This window comes from Nocardia brasiliensis NBRC 14402 (assembly GCF_000308475.2).
In the GTDB taxonomy this organism is placed as follows: domain Bacteria; phylum Actinomycetota; class Actinomycetes; order Mycobacteriales; family Mycobacteriaceae; genus Nocardia; species Nocardia brasiliensis.
The window spans coordinates 41,753-57,915 of the sequence record NZ_BAFT02000034.1; the positions used below are offsets into that span (position 1 = coordinate 41,753).

Annotated in this window: 11 protein-coding genes, 1 pseudogene and 1 riboswitch; of the genes and pseudogenes, 2 read left to right on the forward strand and 10 right to left on the reverse strand. The window is 69.2% G+C overall.

What is annotated here, in order from left to right; all coding sequences use genetic code 11:
• Window positions 1–11: 11 nt before the first annotated feature.
• From ligD to TY25_RS09910, 5 genes and pseudogenes are all read right to left on the reverse strand, one after another.
• Window positions 12–1,015: pseudogene (ligD, locus tag TY25_RS09890) on the reverse strand (non-homologous end-joining DNA ligase).
• Entirely contained in the window at window positions 1,012–2,094 is a 1,083-nt protein-coding gene (locus TY25_RS09895) for an ATP-dependent DNA ligase (protein ID WP_178075607.1), read from the reverse strand. Before TY25_RS09895 ends, ligD begins: the two are co-directional and overlap by 4 nt.
• Window positions 2,095–2,229: 135 nt before the next feature.
• Window positions 2,230–2,634 carry a cold-shock protein gene (locus TY25_RS09900; protein ID WP_042255630.1) on the reverse strand — a complete coding sequence of 135 codons (405 nt, stop codon included), beginning with the start codon at window positions 2,632–2,634 and terminating at the stop codon, window positions 2,230–2,232.
• 34 nt (window positions 2,635–2,668) lie between these two features.
• The gene (locus tag TY25_RS09905) at window positions 2,669–3,769 is read right to left on the reverse strand and encodes an SPFH domain-containing protein (protein WP_014984781.1); all 1,101 of its coding nucleotides are present in this window, start codon (window positions 3,767–3,769) and stop codon (window positions 2,669–2,671) included.
• 19 nt (window positions 3,770–3,788) lie between these two features.
• Window positions 3,789–4,022, reverse strand: coding sequence for an NfeD C-terminal domain-containing protein (locus tag TY25_RS09910; RefSeq protein ID WP_042255631.1), 234 nt, complete (start codon window positions 4,020–4,022; stop codon window positions 3,789–3,791).
• Window positions 4,023–4,211: 189 nt separating this feature from the next.
• Here TY25_RS09910 and TY25_RS40420 point away from each other — a divergent pair, with 189 nt between their 5' ends.
• Together TY25_RS40420 and TY25_RS40425 are read left to right on the forward strand one after the other, a co-directional pair.
• Window positions 4,212–7,244, forward strand: coding sequence for a tetratricopeptide repeat protein (locus TY25_RS40420; RefSeq protein ID WP_081868786.1), 3,033 nt, complete (start codon window positions 4,212–4,214; stop codon window positions 7,242–7,244).
• Between the two features lie 31 nt (window positions 7,245–7,275).
• Window positions 7,276–10,536, forward strand: a complete 3,261-nt coding sequence (locus TY25_RS40425) for an ATP-binding protein (RefSeq protein WP_052382900.1) — start codon at window positions 7,276–7,278, stop codon at window positions 10,534–10,536.
• A gap of 7 nt (window positions 10,537–10,543) precedes the next feature.
• Here the strand turns inward: TY25_RS40425 and TY25_RS09925 are convergent, their stop codons facing one another.
• From TY25_RS09925 to TY25_RS09945, 5 genes are all read right to left on the reverse strand, one after another.
• Window positions 10,544–10,909, reverse strand: coding sequence for a hypothetical protein (locus TY25_RS09925; protein WP_042255632.1), 366 nt, complete (start codon window positions 10,907–10,909; stop codon window positions 10,544–10,546).
• Window positions 10,910–10,975: 66 nt separating this feature from the next.
• Complete coding sequence (locus TY25_RS09930) at window positions 10,976–12,313, reverse strand: ABC transporter ATP-binding protein (protein ID WP_042255633.1); 1,338 nt, start codon at window positions 12,311–12,313, stop codon at window positions 10,976–10,978.
• Window positions 12,314–12,398: 85 nt separating this feature from the next.
• A complete protein-coding gene (locus tag TY25_RS09935) occupies window positions 12,399–14,135 on the reverse strand; it encodes an ABC transporter permease (RefSeq protein WP_042255634.1) in 1,737 nt (578 codons plus the stop codon).
• A complete protein-coding gene (locus tag TY25_RS09940; RefSeq protein WP_042255635.1) occupies window positions 14,132–14,851 on the reverse strand; it encodes an MgtC/SapB family protein in 720 nt (239 codons plus the stop codon). Before TY25_RS09940 ends, TY25_RS09935 begins: the two co-directional genes overlap by 4 nt.
• 319 nt (window positions 14,852–15,170) lie before the next feature.
• A riboswitch (M-box (ykoK) riboswitch) is annotated at window positions 15,171–15,341 on the reverse strand.
• A 101-nt stretch (window positions 15,342–15,442) separates the two neighbouring features.
• Window positions 15,443–16,072, reverse strand: coding sequence for a TetR/AcrR family transcriptional regulator (locus TY25_RS09945; RefSeq protein WP_042255636.1), 630 nt, complete (start codon window positions 16,070–16,072; stop codon window positions 15,443–15,445).
• Window positions 16,073–16,163 lie beyond the last annotated feature (91 nt).

The window sequence follows — 16,163 nt, forward strand, 5'->3', positions numbered from 1 at the left end:
CCGGCCCCGGTCTACTCTTCCTTCTTGGCCCGGCTCGGCTGCACCCGCGGCGGTTCGTTCGGCATCTTCGGATACTGGGGCGGCCACGGCGCGTCGAGCAGACCCCGAGGCCACTATCCCGCTCCGACATCTCCAACAGCGGCGCGATCGACTGCGGCGTGCGGTCGGCCCACGGATCGCCGAGCTCGGTCAGCCGCGCGGGCACCGTGGCGATGGTGAGTTCGTCGGGCACGACCTCGGCCAACGCGTCCCAGGTGATCGGCGTGGACACCTGCGCGCCGACCTTCGGGCGCACGCACCACGCGCCGAAAACCGTTTTGTGCGGCGCGTTCTGATTGAAGTCGACGAATACGCGATTGCCGCGTTCTTCTTTCCACCACTGCGCGGTGATCTCGTCCGGATGCCTGCGCTCCAGCTCCCTGGCCAGCGCGACGGCGGCCGCGCGCACCTGGTAGCCGTCCCAATTCGGTGCCAGCGCAACATAGATGTGCAGGCCGCGTGAGCCGGAGGTCTTGATCCGCGACTCGATGCCCAGCTCCGTGAACAGGTCGCGGGTGAGCACGGCGGCCTGTTTCAGATCGTCGAACGTGATGCCGGGCGACGGATCGAGGTCGATGCGCAGTTCGTCGGCGATCTTCAGATTGTCCGCCCGGTTCGGCCACACGTGGAAGCCGAGGCAACCCTGGTTCACCGCCCACAGGATGTGCGCGAGGTCGTGCGCGACGAGCGCGTCGCTGGTGGTGCCGTTCGGTGTGGACACCTCCACGGTGTGCAACCAGTCCGGCGCCGACTTGGGCACCCGCTTCTGGAACCACGACTTCCCGGACGCGCCATCGGGATACCGTTCCAACAGCAGTGGCCGCCCGCCGACGACCCTCAGGAACGGTTCGGCCACCGCCTGGTAGTAGCGGACCAGGTCCAGCTTCGTCTCGCCACGCTTGGTGAAGTAGACCTTGCCGGGGTTGCTGATGGTGACGGTCCGGCCGTCGACCTCGATATCGACCGATTCGCTCACGACTGCACCTCGCTGAAGATCTCACTCAGCTCGGCGGGCGGCGCCTCGTCCAGCTGTGCGTAGGTGCACGATTCGGGGGTGCGGTCGGTGCGGAACCGGACCAGCCTGCCGCCGTGCCGGAGCCGGCCGGACTGCACGTGTTCGTAGCGGACCTCGGCGACCAGTTCGGTGCGCAACGCCTCCCACGAGAGGTCCTTGCCGCCGGTCCAGCGGCTCACCCCGCCGGGCATCTTGCCGTCGGCCCTGGCCTGTGCCGCGGCGTCGGCCCATTCGCGCCACGGATGATTTTCCAGGGCGTTCTCCCGCAGCGGCGCGAGCTCTTCGACCAGATCTTTGCGCCGGGCCGCGGTGAAGCTGCTCGCCACGCCGACATGGTGCAGGTTTCCCTCGTCGTCGAAGAGCCCGAGCAGCAGCGAGCCGACGCCTTCGCCGTCCTTGTGCCAGCGGAAGCCGGCGACCACGCAGTCGGCGGTGCGTTCGTGCTTGACCTTCAACATCACGCGCTTGTCCTGCAGGTAGGCCAGCCCGTCGGCCTTGACCATGACGCCGTCGAAGCCCGCGCCCTCGAACCGGGTGAACCAGTCCTCGGCGACGTCGGGGTCCTGGGTGATGGGAGTCAGGTGCACCCGAGCGGGTTTGGTGTCGAGGATGGTCTCCAGCAGTCGCCTGCGTTCGGCGAACGGCTCCTCGGTCAGGTCGCGGTCGCCGAGGGCGAGCAGATCGAACGCGACGAAACTGGCCGGCGTCTCCACCGCCAGCTTGTTGACCCGGGACGCGGCCGGGTGCAGCCGGTTCTGCAGCGTGTCGAAGTCCAGGCCCTGATCGGTGACCACGACGATCTCGCCGTCGACCACGCATCGGTCCGGCAGCGCCTGCTGCAGCAACTCGGCGACCTCGGGAAAATACCTGGTCAGCGGGCGGTCGTTGCGGGAGCCGAGCTCCACCTCGGCGCCGTCGCGGAAGACGATGCAGCGGAAGCCGTCCCATTTCGGCTCATAGCTGAGCCCGGGTTCACGGGGCACGCCCGGCGCGGTTTTGGCCAGCATCGGCCGGACAGGTGGCATCACCGGTAAGTCCACGCGAACTACCCTCCTCGGTTCGTGTTCCTTACCGATGCAGACGGCACGTTCGAGCAGAATTCATCGGCACTTGCCGATGATCGTAAGCGCCGCAGCCGACAAGATCGGGAATTGACGGCTGCGGCGAAACACGGATCAGTTGTCCAGCCAACCGTGTTGCTCGGCGAAGGCGGTGAGCCGGTCGCGGATGGTGAGGATCTCTCCGGCGGTCAATGCGGGACTGGCGTCCAGCAGCAGCTCGGTGATGAGGCGTTTGTGTTCGGCGACCGTGAGGTGCCCGGAGTTCGGCCGGTGTTTCGATTTGTGCGGTAGCACCGGCGGGTTCGGCTGGCCGCCGACCACCGTCAGGTTCACCGCCTTCGGCCCACGATCGCCCTCGGTCATGTCGAATTCGAATACCCGGCCCTGGCGTAACTCGTCCTCATCCAGGCCGATGTCGTTGACATGCACGAATACGTCCGGACCGCCGTCCTCCGGTCGAATGAAACCGAATCCCCGAGAGCTGTCGAACGAGACCAATTTCCCGATGGACACCAACACCCACTCCTCGCCACGCGGTCACTACCCGGTCACCTTAGCCCGCCTTATCCTCGTCGTTGGACGAAAGCGCCTTTTGTAATGAATTGAAAACCGTGAGCCCTTGACCGACCATTCCGTTCACCAGTTCGCCGACTCCGTCCGGCCCGTTGAGCACGGTGAGATTGGCGTTCGCCAGTCCGTTCGAGGCCTGCTTCACGATTTCGGGCAACTGCTCGATCAGCAACTGGTCCAACGCGATCCGGTTGTTCGACGCGGCCGCGGCGGCCTGGATCCGGGTGCGATCGGCCTCGGCCTCGGCCAGGATGCGCACCCGATCCGCCTCCGCCTGAGCGGGTTTCACGACTTCGGTCTGCAGCTGCTGCTCGCGCAGCTCAGCTTCCTTGCGCGCCTGCTCGGCCTGCGCGGTGAGCACCTCCTGCAACGCCATCGCCTCGGCGAGCGGACCTGCCTGTGCCGCTTCGGCATTCGCTTTGTCGATATCGCGCTGGTACTGCGCGCGCAGGATCGCGGTCTCGCGCTGGTACTCGGCCTGCCTGCGCAGCGACTCCTGTTCGGCCTGGGCCGCGAGCTGCGCCGCCTGGGACTGGGCGATCTGCGCGTCGCGCTGCACGCTGGCATTGTGCGGCGCGGCCAGCGCCTGAATGTAGCCGAGATTTCCGTCGTCGATGGACTGGATCTGGAACGAATCGACCCAGAGGCCGATATTGCCCATCTCCACCTTCGACGCGACCAGCACCTCGTCGGCCAGCTTCTGGCGTTCCCGGATGATCTCCTCGACCGTCATCGAGCCGACGATCGAGCGCAGGTGGCCGGAGAAGATGCGGCCGGTGAGCACCGACATCTCCTTTTCCTGTTCGGACAGGAAGCGTTGCGCCGCATTCACGATCGACTGGGTGTCGTTGGCGACCTTGAACGCGATCACCGCGCGCACCTCGAGCTGGATCGCCTGCTTGGTGACGCAGCGCTCCTTGATCTCGGCCTCGAACATGGCCAGCGAAAGGTAGCGCACCTTGCGGAACAGCGGCACCACCCAGCTGCCGCGGCCGATCACCACCTTGAACGGCGTGTTGTCCTTGCTCTTGGCGCCGCTGATCAGCATCGCCTCGTCCGGGTCGGGTACGTGGTAACCCAGCACGGTTGTCTCCCTTACTGTTTCAAATTCCTTCGGCCGGCTCCGGGGTCAGCGGAATCCAGGGCACCACATCGACGATGCGTCCGGGATGGACCTCGATGACCAGCACCGCGGCGCCGGCCGGAATCGCTTCGGCCGCACGGGCGATGTACAGCTCTGTGCCTCCGCGAATCGCCACCAAGACCTCCCCTAACCTGCCCGCACCCCGGATGGGCGAGGTGAGCGTACCCGTCAAACCGACCACGGGGTCGCTCATCGCACCGATCTCCTCCCACTGACAGTCCGAGTGGTCACACTACGTCCCGGACAGCGGGTTTCCCAGGCGACGGGGCTGGGTGAATCCGGTTCGTGACCACGGGAGTTGCTCCGCGCGCGGGCGTAGGGGGCGAACGGCCGGGTTGCGGGTGTCTCAGTATGCCGAGGTGCGCGCGGGTATGTTGCTTGCATGGGAGGACGGCTCGCATTGGTGGTCGGGTCCGAATGTGTGGCGCTGGGGGAGCTGGGTTTCACCGGCGAACTCGCGACGGGTTTGTATGGGAGTTTGACCGAGGCCGGTGGGTGGCGCGCGGCGACGGACGAGGACGGTCCGGTACTGAATCCGACAGCGGCGCAACTGGTCACGGCGGTGGACGAGGCGTTCACGGCGGCCGCGCAGCGGCAGGCGACGCTGTTGCTCGCCTTCATCGGCCACGGTGTGGCGACCAACGCCGAGGACTTCTATCTGCTCGGCCATGACTCACCCGCGAACCCGAACTCGCACAATGCCTTTCATCTGACGCAGGAGATCAGGGAGCGGCTGAACCAGTCGGCGCTGGACGGGCTGGTGGTGCTGGTCGACGCCTGCGAGACCGGGCAGGGCGTGCTCGGCGCGGCGCGCCGGTGGACCGATCTGCTCGCACAGTCGGCGGGGCGGATGGAGATGCTGGTCGCGGCGAGCGACGGCCCGGCGTTCTCCGGGTGTTTCACCAGGACCATGCTGTCCACCTTCGGCGCCGGGTTGCCGCTGCGCGGGGAGAACCTGTTGCCCGCCGATCTGGTCGACCCGATCGCGGGCGAGTGCGTTCATCAACAGCCGCAGTACCTTTCGTTCACCTCAGGCGCGGTATCGGTGGAACACGGCGCCGACCCGGGACTGTGGTTGGTGCCCAACACCGCCCGGCACCGCGACGCCGTGAGCGGGCGCTCCGCGGCGGGATTCGTCGACCAGCTCACCCGCGGGCTGCTGGTGACTCCCGACGTGCGCGAGCACCTGGACGCCATCGTCGACGCGGGGTCGCATCGCCTGCGCGTGGTGATCGGACCGACCGGCGCGGGCAAATCGACGTTGCTGGCCATGCTGATTCGGCCGAGCCTGGTCGAGGGCTTGGCGGTGACCCCCGAATACATCACCGCGGCAGTGTTTCTCACCGCCGCGAGCTCGATCGAGGCGGTCGCGGCCGAGCTCGCCGCCCAATTGAGCGCGCGCCTGCCCGGTTTCGCCGATGCCGCCCGGTCCGTGCGCGCGCACCGATCGCGCGACGAGTTCGACATCTTCGATATCGCGGTGCGTCATCCGCTGGCGCGGCTGTCCACCGCGGGCCGCCGGGTGACGCTGGTGTTCGACGGGCTCAACCAGCCCCAGCCGGGCACCCGGCGACTGCTCTGCGCCGCCATCTGCGATCTGACGAAACGCGAAGACCTGCGCCATGTTCGAGTGATCGCCGGCGTGCGCGACGGTACCGGCGTGGAAGACGAGCCTGCGCTGGCGCACATGCACCGGATCGAGGTCGGCGAGCCCGCCGCCGACGATATCGCCACCGTGGTGGGATCGGCGCGCGGCACCGGTGCGCCGGCCGACCCCGCCGACTGGGTCCGTTGGATCCAGGGCCTGCTGTCCGAAACACCGACGGCCGTCGAGGACGACACCCACGTGGTCTCCGGCGGCTGGCTGCTGGCGCGCATGCTGCTCGAGGTGGCCCCGAGCATCACCGACGGCGCGGTGGCCGCCGGGATCGGCCTGGACCGGATCGTCACGCTGCGCGTCGACGCGGCGCTGCGCGGGATGCAGCCCGAAACCGTGCGCGCCGCAGGCACCTATCTCGGCGTGCTCATCGCCGCGGGCGTCGGGCCGGTACTGCCGATCGAACTCGCCGACGCGGCGCTGACCTCGCTCGGCATCGACCTGCACATCGCCCGGATCCGCGATATCACGGTGGCGCTCGGCGCGCTCGTCACCCGCAGTCACCCCGGCACGCTGCGGGAATCGATCGGCGTGACACACGGCGCGTTGCTGCCTGGCCTGCGCGCGGAATGCAAGCAGCTCGGCGTGGAGATCGAGGACGCGCACCGGGCCATCGTCGCGGCCATCAAACACAGTCAGAGCGATCGCGGCGCCGACTACGCCCGCGGCTCGGCGGTGCGGCACTGCCTGGCCTACCGGGATTCCACCAGCGCGCTGCACTTCCTGGAGATGTTGCAGACCGCGCGCGCCGCCGACAACCGGGATCTGTGGGCAGCCTGGGTGCCCGCGTTCGTGGAGACCCTCGGCCCGGACCATCCCGACACCTTGACGACCCGCAGCCGTGAGGCCTATCACCGGGCCGAGAGCGGTGACTACCTCGGCGCCATCACGGCTTTCGAGCAGCTGCTCGTCGACCGGCTCCGGGTGCTGGGCCCCGATCACCCGAAAACCCTTGGCACGCGCACGAATCTGGCCACCTATCGCGCCCGGTGCGGCGACTATCCCGGTGCTCGGGCGGACTACCAGCGCCTGCTCGCCGATCAGATCCGGCTGCTGGGTCCCGACCATCCCGATACCCTGCGCACCCGTAACGACCTGGCGTCCAACCGCGCCGACCAGGGCGACCTGGTCGGCGCGATCATCGATTTCGAAGCCCTGCGCGCCGACCGTGCCCGCATCCTCGGCCCCGACGACCCGCAGACCCTGCGCACCCGCAACAGCCTCGCCTACTGGCACGGCGAGCACGGCGACGTCGCGGCCGCCCTGCACGAATTCGAGCAGCTGCTCGCCGACTGCCTGCGCATCTTCGGCCCGGACCATCCCGCCACCCTCAGCGCCCGCAACAATCTCGCGGCGTTTCGCGCGCGCAGCGGCGATATCGCCGGTGCGCGCGCCGAATTCACGCACCTGCTCGACGACCGGCTCCGGGTGCTCGGCGCGGATCATCCCGACACCCTCACCACCCGGAGCACGCTGGCCTCGTATCGCGCCGACGCGGGTGATCTGCCCTGTGCCATCGCCGAGCTCGAACAGCTGCTGGCCGATCGCCTGCGGGTGCTCGGTCCCGACCATCCCGACACCTTCGCGACCCGCAACGACCTGGCCTCCCGGCAGGCAGAGCACGGCGACCTGGGCACAGCGATCGCCGAACTGGAGGTCCTGCTGGTGGCCGAACTCCGCGCCCTGGGTCCGACCCATGCCGCGACGATCCGCACGCAGACCACCCTTGCGCACTGGCGCGCCCGGCTCGCGGGATAGCGCGGTCCGGTCCGCCGGGTATCTTGCTTGCATGGGAGGACGGCTCGCGCTGGTGGTGGGGTCGGAGTGTGTCGCGCTGGGGGAGTTGGGGTTCACCGAAACGCTGGCCGGTGACCTGTACGGCGGTCTGTGCCGGTCCGGGGGATGGTCGGCGGCGACCGGTACGGCCGGGCCGGTGCTGAATCCCACTGCCGCCGAGCTGGTGTCGGCGATGGACGAGGCGTTCCGGGTCGCGTCCGAGCAGCGAGCGACCCTGCTCGTCGCGTTCATCGGACACGGGGTCGCGACCGGTGCCGGCGACTTCTTCCTGCTCGCGCACGATTCTCCGGCGGTGCCGCGCTCGCACAACGCTTTTCACCTCGCCCAGGGCATCCGGGAACGGTTGAACGAGTCGACGCTGGACGGACTGATCGTGCTGATCGACGCCTGCGAGACCGAACAGGGCCTCCGCGGCGCGGCCACCCGATGGACCGATCTGCTCGCCGACGCCGCGGGCCGGATGGAGCTGCTGGTCGCCTCGGGGGCCGGGCCCGCGTACTCCGGGTGCTTCACGCGCACGGTGCTGGCGACATTCGACACCGGCCTGCCGTTGCGCGGTGAGACCCTGCTCGCCCACGATCTGGTGGACCCGATCGCGCGCAGCTGCCGGCTCCAGGAACCACAGCACCTGTCCTTCACCGCGGGCACGGTGACCGGCACGGCGGGCGGCGATCCCGGATTGTGGTTGGTGCCCAACGCCGCTCGGCGACGCGACGCGCTGACCGGGCGGCCCGCGGCCGGACTGCTGGATCAGCTCACGCGGGATGTCGTGGTGACCGACGCGCTGCGCGAGAGCCTGATCGATCTCGTCGAAGCGGGCGGGCGGCGCCTGCGCGCGGTGGTCGGGCCGGTCGGGTCGGGCAAGTCGACGTTGCTGGCACTGCTGATCCGGCCGAGCGTGGCCGAGGGACTGCCGATTGCGCCCGAATACGTTACCGCGGCAGTGTTTCTCACCGCGAGCAGCTCGCTCGAGACCGCGGTCGGGGAGCTGGCGGAGCAGCTGTCGGATCGGCTGCCCGGGTATAACCGCGCCGCCCGCGTGCCCTGGGCCGGGGCGGGCGAGCCGGATATCTTCGAGCTCGAGCTGGCCGCCCCGCTGGCCCGATTGCGCCGGGCAGGGCAGCGGATCACGCTCGTGCTCGACGGACTCGATCTACCGGAGCCGGGGAGCCGGGATCTGCTGATCGACGCCGTCGCCGAGCTGACCGAACGGCCCGAGCTGCCGCACGTCCGGGTCATCGTCGGCGTCCGGGCCGGCGCGGCGGCGCAGGCCGATCCCCGGCTCGGGCACATGCATCCGATCGCGATCACCGGGCCGGGGGTCGGTGAGATCGCTGCCGAGGTGCAGCGCGGCGATCGGCCGGCGCACTCCGCCGATACCGGGTACCAGGGCATCGACTACCTGAGCGGGGATCTCGGGCCCGCCGCCGATCCACGGGTTCCGTCCGGGTGGCTGCTGGCCAAGCTGCTGCGCGAACTCCATCCGCGCGCGAGCGACCGGCTGTCCTTCCGCGCCGACATCGATACCCTTGCCGCCCAACGTCTTCGGCTGGCCGAGGAGTCCGCGGCACCGGCGGTCGCGGACGCCATCGGCCGGATGGTCGCGATCCTCGTCGCGGCGGGCGTGGGGCCGGTCCTGCCCATCGAGGTGCTGGAGGCCGCGCTGGCCGAATGGCAGCGGCCGCTGCGTATCGCCGGAATCCGGGACGCCGCAGCCGGACTCGGCGCCCTGCTCACCCGCAGCCGCCCCGGGACGGCGGACGAAGCGCTCGGCATCGCGCACGACGTGCTGCTCGCCGGACTGACGCAGGTCTGCGGTGCGCTGCAGGCGAGCATCGACGACGCGCACACCGCGATCCTGCTGGCGATCCGGACGCGCGGCGGCGAGCGGAGCCAGGAATACGCGCGCGCGGCGGGCGCGCGGCACTATCTCGCCGGCGGCGACGGCCGCCGGGCGGTCGATCACCTCGTCGAACTCGAAACCGCCCGCGCCGCCGACAACCGGGACATGTGGGCGGCGTGGGTGCCCTCGATCGCGGCCGCGATCGGCGATCGGCATCCGGATACGTTGCGCGCCAGGGAGTATCTCGCGACGCGGCGGGCGGACAGCGGTGACTTCCGCGGTGCGGTCGCCGACTACGAGCGAGTGCTCACCGACGAGATCGCGATCTTCGGCGCCGACCATCGCAACACCCTGTCGACCCGCTATCGGCTCGCGGCCGCGCGCGGGGAGATCCGCGATCCGGCGGGCGCCGCGGCGGCACTGGAAGACGTGCTCGCGGACCAGCGCCGCGTCCTCGGCGCGGACGATCCGGATACGCTGCGTACCCGCGGCAAGCTGGCGTCGTTGCGCGCGATACAGGGCGATCTGGCCGGTGCGATCGCCGAAACCGAAGAGCTGCTGGCGATTCGGCGTCGAGTGCTCGGTCCGGCGCATCCCGAGACCCTGGCGACTCGGGGCAATCTGGCCGGATATCGCGTCATGGGCGGTGATTCGGCGACTACCGTCGACGAGCTACAGAGTTTGCTGGCTGAGCAGCTGGGGGTGCTGGCGTCCGATGACCCGCGCGTACTGCTCACCCGGGCCAAACTCGCCACCGCGCGAGCCCGTGGCGGCGATACCGCCGGGGCGATCGCCGCGGGCGAGGTGCTGCTCGCCGATCAGGTGCGCGTGCTCGGTCCCGAGGATCCCGCCACCTTGCGCACGCGGGCCGATCTGGCCGGTTATCGGGCGCGCGGCGGGGACTTGGACGCGGCGATACAGGAGCTGTACAGCGCGCTGACCGAGCGAATCAAGGTGCTGGGGCCTGATCACCGCGAGATCCTCTACACCAGAGGCAATCTCGCCTATCTGCGAGCGAACAACGGTGACCTGCACAGTGGACTGCGCGAGGCGCGGCTGGTGCTGGACGACCAGGTGCGGGTCCTCGGCCGCGACCACCCGGACACCTTCGTCACCCGCGGCAATCTCGCGGCCTTCCGAGCCGAAGCCGGGCAGGTGGCGGCCGCGGAGGCGGAAAGTCGGGCGCTGCTCGCGGATCAGCTGCGCGTCCTCGGCCCCGAGCATCCGCAAACCCTGTTGACCCGCAACAACCTCGCGGCCTACCGCGCCAGGAACGGAGATGTGCCCGGCGCGGTCGCCGAACTGACCGCACTGCTCGGCGACCGCGAGCGCATCCTGGGCCCCGATCACCCCGACACCGTCCGCACCCGGGAAAACCTCACCCACTGGCAATCCCGCCTCGACCCCTGACCGCGCGTCACCTCAGATCGCGAGCCATTTTGGTCGCGCCGACCGCCAGATAGCTCCCGGTCAGGGTCGTCATGGCGAGCGCGACCGGCCGCGGAACATCCCCGCGAACACTGTGCACCGCGCCGTGCGTCGTGTCGATGAGGTCGACCAGCAATGCCAGCCGCTGCCACCGTGTCCGCTCCGCGCCCGCCGCGCCGAGATATCCCAGCCCCAGCGCGATTGCCCGGGCACCGAAAATTCTTGTCATATAGGTCAGTTCCGGCGTGGGCCGAATTCCGAACGCTTTCGCGAAAGGCCCGGGGACGGCCAGCGCCGCGACCCCGAGGACGATCCGGCCCACCGCGAGACCGCGCAGCGCACTAGTAATTCGCATGCTCTGAGCATGCTTCGGCACACCCCACCGGGTCGATTACCCCCGAGGTAATCGACCCGGACGACCCTAGGCGGTCCAGCGGCCGCGGACGCCGGCGAAGACCTTGGCGGCGGGGTCGGCGGTGATCTTGTCGGAGTCGGTGTCGTAGTCGTAGAGCTCGGCGTAGCGGCCCCAGTCGATGGCGATGTCGAGTTGGCGGCGGGCGTCGTCGGGGCCGAAGCCGCGGCGCAGCAGGTCGAGGAAGAAGCCGGCGCGCAGGCTGCCGTCGGAGCTGCCCGCCAAGCCTTTACAGATGGTGCGGACCAGCGGGGCGCGGTGGCGGGCCTGCTCGGCGAAGATGCGCTTGCTCTCCTGGATATCGGCGCTGGTGAACGCCGTGCCGATATCGGTGAGCAGGACATCGCCGTCCTCGACGGTGCTGAACCCGAGCAGCTCGGCGGCGTCGACCAGGGGGAGCAGATCGTCGATCTCGAAGTTCAGTTCGTCGGCGATATCGGGCAGATCGGCCCGCCCGCCACCGGCGTAGACCAGTTCGACCAGCCCGGCGAGCCCGCCGACCGAGGCGTCGGGCAGCGGCTGGGCCGTCGGCGTGGCCTTGTCCGGTCCGGTGACGACCGGCTCGGTGTCCCGCCCGGTCAGCAGACCGTAGATCTGATCGACCATGGCCTCGAACCACGGCGCCCGCCGATCGCGCGGACGCGGGTGCGATACCGCGATCTCGGCGATGATCCGTCCCGGATTGGCGCCGAGCACGAGCACCCGATCGGCCAGCTGCACCGCCTCTTCGATGTTGTGCGTGACGACGCAGATCGCCTTGGTGGGGAAATCGTCGGTGGCCCACAGGTTTACGAGCTCGGTGCGCAGGTTCTCCGCGGTCAGCACGTCGAGCGCGGAGAACGGTTCGTCCATCAGCAGCAGATCCGGTTCGAGCACCAGCGCCCGGGCGAACCCGACCCGCTGGCGCATACCGCCGGAAAGCTCCTTGGGGTAGGCGGATTCGAAGCCGTCGAGGCCGATCATGTCGATCGCGGCGAGGGCGCGCTGCTTGCGTTCGGCGGGCGCCACATTCCGTGCCGCGAGCCCCAGCTCGACGTTGTCCTGCACGGTGAGCCACGGCATCAGCGCGAAGGACTGGAAGACCAGCGCCGCACCGGGATTACTGCCGTTCAGCGGCGTGCCCCGGTACCGGACCTCGCCGTCGGACGGCGCGATGAGCCCGGCGATGATGCGCAGCAGCGTGGACTTGCCCGAGCCTGAACGTCCCAGCAGTGCAACGATTTCACCGCTGCGCAGTTGCAGGTCGATGCCGTCCAGCACCCGCAGCTCGTCGCCCGCCGCGCCGGTGAACCGCTTGCCGACCGCGGCGATGTCGAGCAGTACTTCGGACGTGGTGGACGTGGTCATGAGTGACCTCCTGTCGAGCGAAGAGCGAACCGGCCAAGATCATTTCGCGGATGGACCGGTGAAAGAGCAAGCGTGCGTACGGTGTTCACAGCGAGTACCTCCGCTCCGCCAGGGCATAGAGCCGCCGCCAGAACAACCGGTTGATGCCGACCACGTAGATGCTCATGACCAGCACGCCGATCAGGATCCGCGGCGAGTCACCCACTTTCGTGGCCTCGTGGATGTAGGAGCCGAGTCCGGCGGCGACGAGGGTGGTCGAGCCGTAGTCGACCACCTCGGAGACGATGGACGCGTTCCAGGCTCCGCCGGCTGCGGTGATCCCGCCGGTGACGTAACTGGGGAAGATGGCGGGCAGCATCAGCTTGCGCCACCACAGCTTTCGCGGGAGTTGCAGGTTGGCGGCGGCCTCGCGCAGATCGGTCGGCACCGCGCTGGCCCCGGCGATGACGTTGAACAGGATGTACCACTGCGCACCGAGCGCCATAAGGAGGGTGCCCGCCCAGTTCAGGCTGGCTCCGCTCCAGACGAGCACCGCGGTGATGAACGGGAACAGGAAGTTGGCGGGAAAGCTGGCCAGTACCTGCACGACCGGCTGGGCGAGCCGGGAAACCTTGGGGTTCAACCCGATCCACACCCCGATGGGCACCCACACCACGGTCGCGAGCACCAGCAGTACCACCACCCGGAGCAGGGTCAGGAAGCCGAGCCCGAACGCGTGCCCGACTTCGCCGAATCCGGCGGTCGAGTCGATGTAGCCGACCACCCGGTAGGCGCCGTAGGCGACCGCGGCCGCGATCACCGCGGCGAACACCAGATCGCCGGCCCGACGCCGCAGCGGCGAGCTGTGCAGCGGGTATTCGGCGAGCCCGAAGACGCTCATCACCCGATCCAGCGGCGCGACCAACGGGCCGAGCACCTTGCCGAGCAGCAGCGGAATGTGCGAGCGCCGCAACAGATTCAGCACGATGCTGCGCGGTGCGTCGGCCGCGCCGGTGTCCTCGACCCGGAAGCGCTCGGCCCAGGCGGTGAGCGGTCGCCAGAACAGGAAGTTCACCCCGACCACCATCAGGACCATCACGCCGATCGCGATGAACACCTTGCCGAGATCGCCGTCCGCGGTCGCCGTGGCGACATAGGAGCCGATGCCGGGCAACGCGTACTCGTGGTTGTTGACGCTGATCGCCTCGGACGCGACCAGGAAGAACCAGCCGCCGCCGAAGCTCATCATGCCGTTCCAGACCAGCGGGATCATGCCGCTGGGCGCGTCGACCCGCCAGAACCGTTGCCAGCGTGACAGTCTCAGGTTGCGCGACGCCTCGTCCAGCTCGCGCGGCTGCGCGGCCAGGCTGTGGTAGAACGCGAACGCCATGTTCCACGCCTGTGAGGTGAAAATGGCGAAGATGGAAGCGCTTTCGAGACCGAGCTGCGAGCCGGGGAACAGCGCGATGAACCCGGCCACGGTGATCGAGAGAAAGCCGAGGATCGGCACCGACTGCAGGATGTCCAGCAGCGGCAGCAGCACCGTGCGGGCCCGCCGCAGCCGGGCGGCCGCGGTCGCGTATACGAAGGTGAACAGGATCGAGAGCCCGAGTGCGGCGAACATGCGCAGCAGCGACCGGGCCGCGTAGTAGGGGAGCTGATCCGGATCGGTGGACACCGTCGCGGGCGCGGCGGCCTGGTCGAACGGCACGTTCGCGCTCGCGGAGACGCGCACGATCAGCCAGACCAGGACCGCCGCGCCGACGAACACGACGACATCGGCGTACCGGTTGCGGGGCCGGTCGAGCGCGGCCCCGGCGGGGTAGGAGCGCAACAGCGTCATGCCTGCGGTCCCTTCGCCTCGGCGGTACCCGCGATGTGCCAGCCGACGCTGGTCACCGACGGCTCCAGGCTCAGCCTGCTGACCGCGGATTCCATCTGCCGGTCGTCGCGCTGATCGCCGAACAGTTCGGCGCGCACCTCGACCCGGCCCGGCGTGCCGGTGTTCGCGCTGGAGATCGAGACGAGCTGAAAGTCGGTGCGCGTCAACGCTTGTACGAGCAAGGCCCGGACGTGCGCCTCGTTGTCGTCGTTGGTGACGGCGGCGAAGGCATAGGACGCGGGCTGTTCGCCGCCCGCCTCGGGCTGCCGGTCGACCGCGCGTCCGGCGGCGCGCAGCGCGATGTTGACCACGACCACCGCCACGGTGCCCGCCGCGGCCGTGCTGTACATCCCGGCACCCGCGAGCGCGCCGACGGCGGCCGCGCACCACAGCGTCGCCGCGGTGTTGAGGCCGCGCACGTTGAGCCCGTCGCGGATGATGACGCCCGCACCGAGGAAGCCGATGCCGGACACGATCTGCGCGGCGACCCGGGTCGGGTCGGCGGTGCCGCCCGCGAAGCCGTGCGCCGAGAGCAGCACGAACAGGGTGGCCCCCGCGGCGACCAGCGCGTTGGTGCGCAGGCCCGCCATCCGGGCCCGGTATTGCCGTTCGAAGCCGATGGCCGCGCCCAGACCGACGCCGGTGAGCAGCCGGAGGATCATTTCCACTGTTGTCATGACCGCACTCCTGAACAATCAGCGCCGCCCGCCCGTGCCCGCGCCGAGCCGATGCTCGGCTAGGTCACGAGGTTGCTTTGTCCACGTGGCGTACTCGCCGGCGCCCGTGCGCCGGGTATCGCGCGAGGGTATGCCGCGGTGGCCGCCTTCGGAACGCTGGCGGGGTGGTCGCTGGGTGAATAATGGGCAAACTGGTATTCGGACTGTTACCGCCGGGCATCCGGCTCACCTCCCTCGCCTCTCGGCACACGGCATCCACCGCGCGTCATGACTTGATCGTTGCAGAGCACAGCAGGGGAACCCGGCAAAAACGCCGGTGGGCACCCCTCCTCGTAAGACCTTTGGCACTTCACGGCGTGAACCCGGCGGACCGGGAGCCAATCGGGATCACCCCTTAAGCCGGGGAGATCTGTCCTGACCCGGGGCGTCTCTCGACGTTCGGGGTCGCTGGCCTGTTTCCGTGAAGGAGCCTCAGCGAACGATCGGCACCTTGCGGTGGCCAGTAAACACCCGAATGGAAACGTTGGCAACCCGATGTGACCGCGGTCGCAGTGCCCAATCTTGTTGTGCCTGAGCCGCGCACGCGGCGATTCAGGCGCGGTACATCGAGCGGTACGCGGTGAGCACCGCGACGCAGTGGTCGACGATCTCGTCGCGGGTGGCGCGCAGCGAGCCGTTCAGCCAGGCGGAGAACATGCCCGCGTTGCCGCTGGCCATGGTGACCGCGGCGAGCCTGCGCTTGACCGGGTCGTCGATGTGGGCGAACAGGTGGTCCTGCATCAACCGGGTGAATTCGGGCATCACCGAGATGGTGGTCTGCCCGAGGCCGGTGCTGGAGTACGGCTCGACCAGGAACAGCCGGGACTTGCGGGGATCGGCGAGCACCTTGTCGACCAGGATCTGGGCCAGTTCGCGATCCCGGGACGGCTCGTCGGCCGCGGCGAACGCGGTCATCGGCTGCAGGAACTCCTCGGCGACCTGACGGTAGAGCACGTCGAGCAGTTCGTCTCGGCTGCTGAAGCTTTCGTAGAAATAGCGGTCGGTGAGATTGGCTCGGCGACAGACCGCGCGCATGGTCACCCCGCTCGCGCCCGCCTCGCCGATCAGATCGAGCGCGGCCTCGAGTAGCGCGCTGCGGCGCGCCTCCCGGCGTTCGGTGAGGGTCGTGCCGCCCCAGATCCGCGGGCCCGCGTCGTCGTCTGCTTCCTGGCCTGATTGCACGGCACCACATTAGTGCCTGGTCGCTCCCGGCAACGGCGACCCGCGACGCGGCGCGACGAGCGGCCCACCGGTATCGGCGGGCCGCTCGTCA

What these genes read in the sequence shown, in the direction of transcription:
- TY25_RS09910 (WP_042255631.1), bottom strand. Translation starts at nt 4,022, where the DNA reads ATGAGCGACCCCGTGGTCGGTTTGACGGGTACGCTCACCTCGCCCATC.
- TY25_RS40420 (WP_081868786.1), top strand. Translation starts at nt 4,212, where the DNA reads ATGGGAGGACGGCTCGCATTGGTGGTCGGGTCCGAATGTGTGGCGCTG.
- TY25_RS40425 (WP_052382900.1), top strand. Translation starts at nt 7,276, where the DNA reads ATGGGAGGACGGCTCGCGCTGGTGGTGGGGTCGGAGTGTGTCGCGCTG.
- TY25_RS09925 (WP_042255632.1), bottom strand. Translation starts at nt 10,909, where the DNA reads ATGCGAATTACTAGTGCGCTGCGCGGTCTCGCGGTGGGCCGGATCGTC.
- TY25_RS09930 (WP_042255633.1), bottom strand. Translation starts at nt 12,313, where the DNA reads ATGACCACGTCCACCACGTCCGAAGTACTGCTCGACATCGCCGCGGTC.
- TY25_RS09935 (WP_042255634.1), bottom strand. Translation starts at nt 14,135, where the DNA reads ATGACGCTGTTGCGCTCCTACCCCGCCGGGGCCGCGCTCGACCGGCCC.
- TY25_RS09940 (WP_042255635.1), bottom strand. Translation starts at nt 14,851, where the DNA reads ATGACAACAGTGGAAATGATCCTCCGGCTGCTCACCGGCGTCGGTCTG.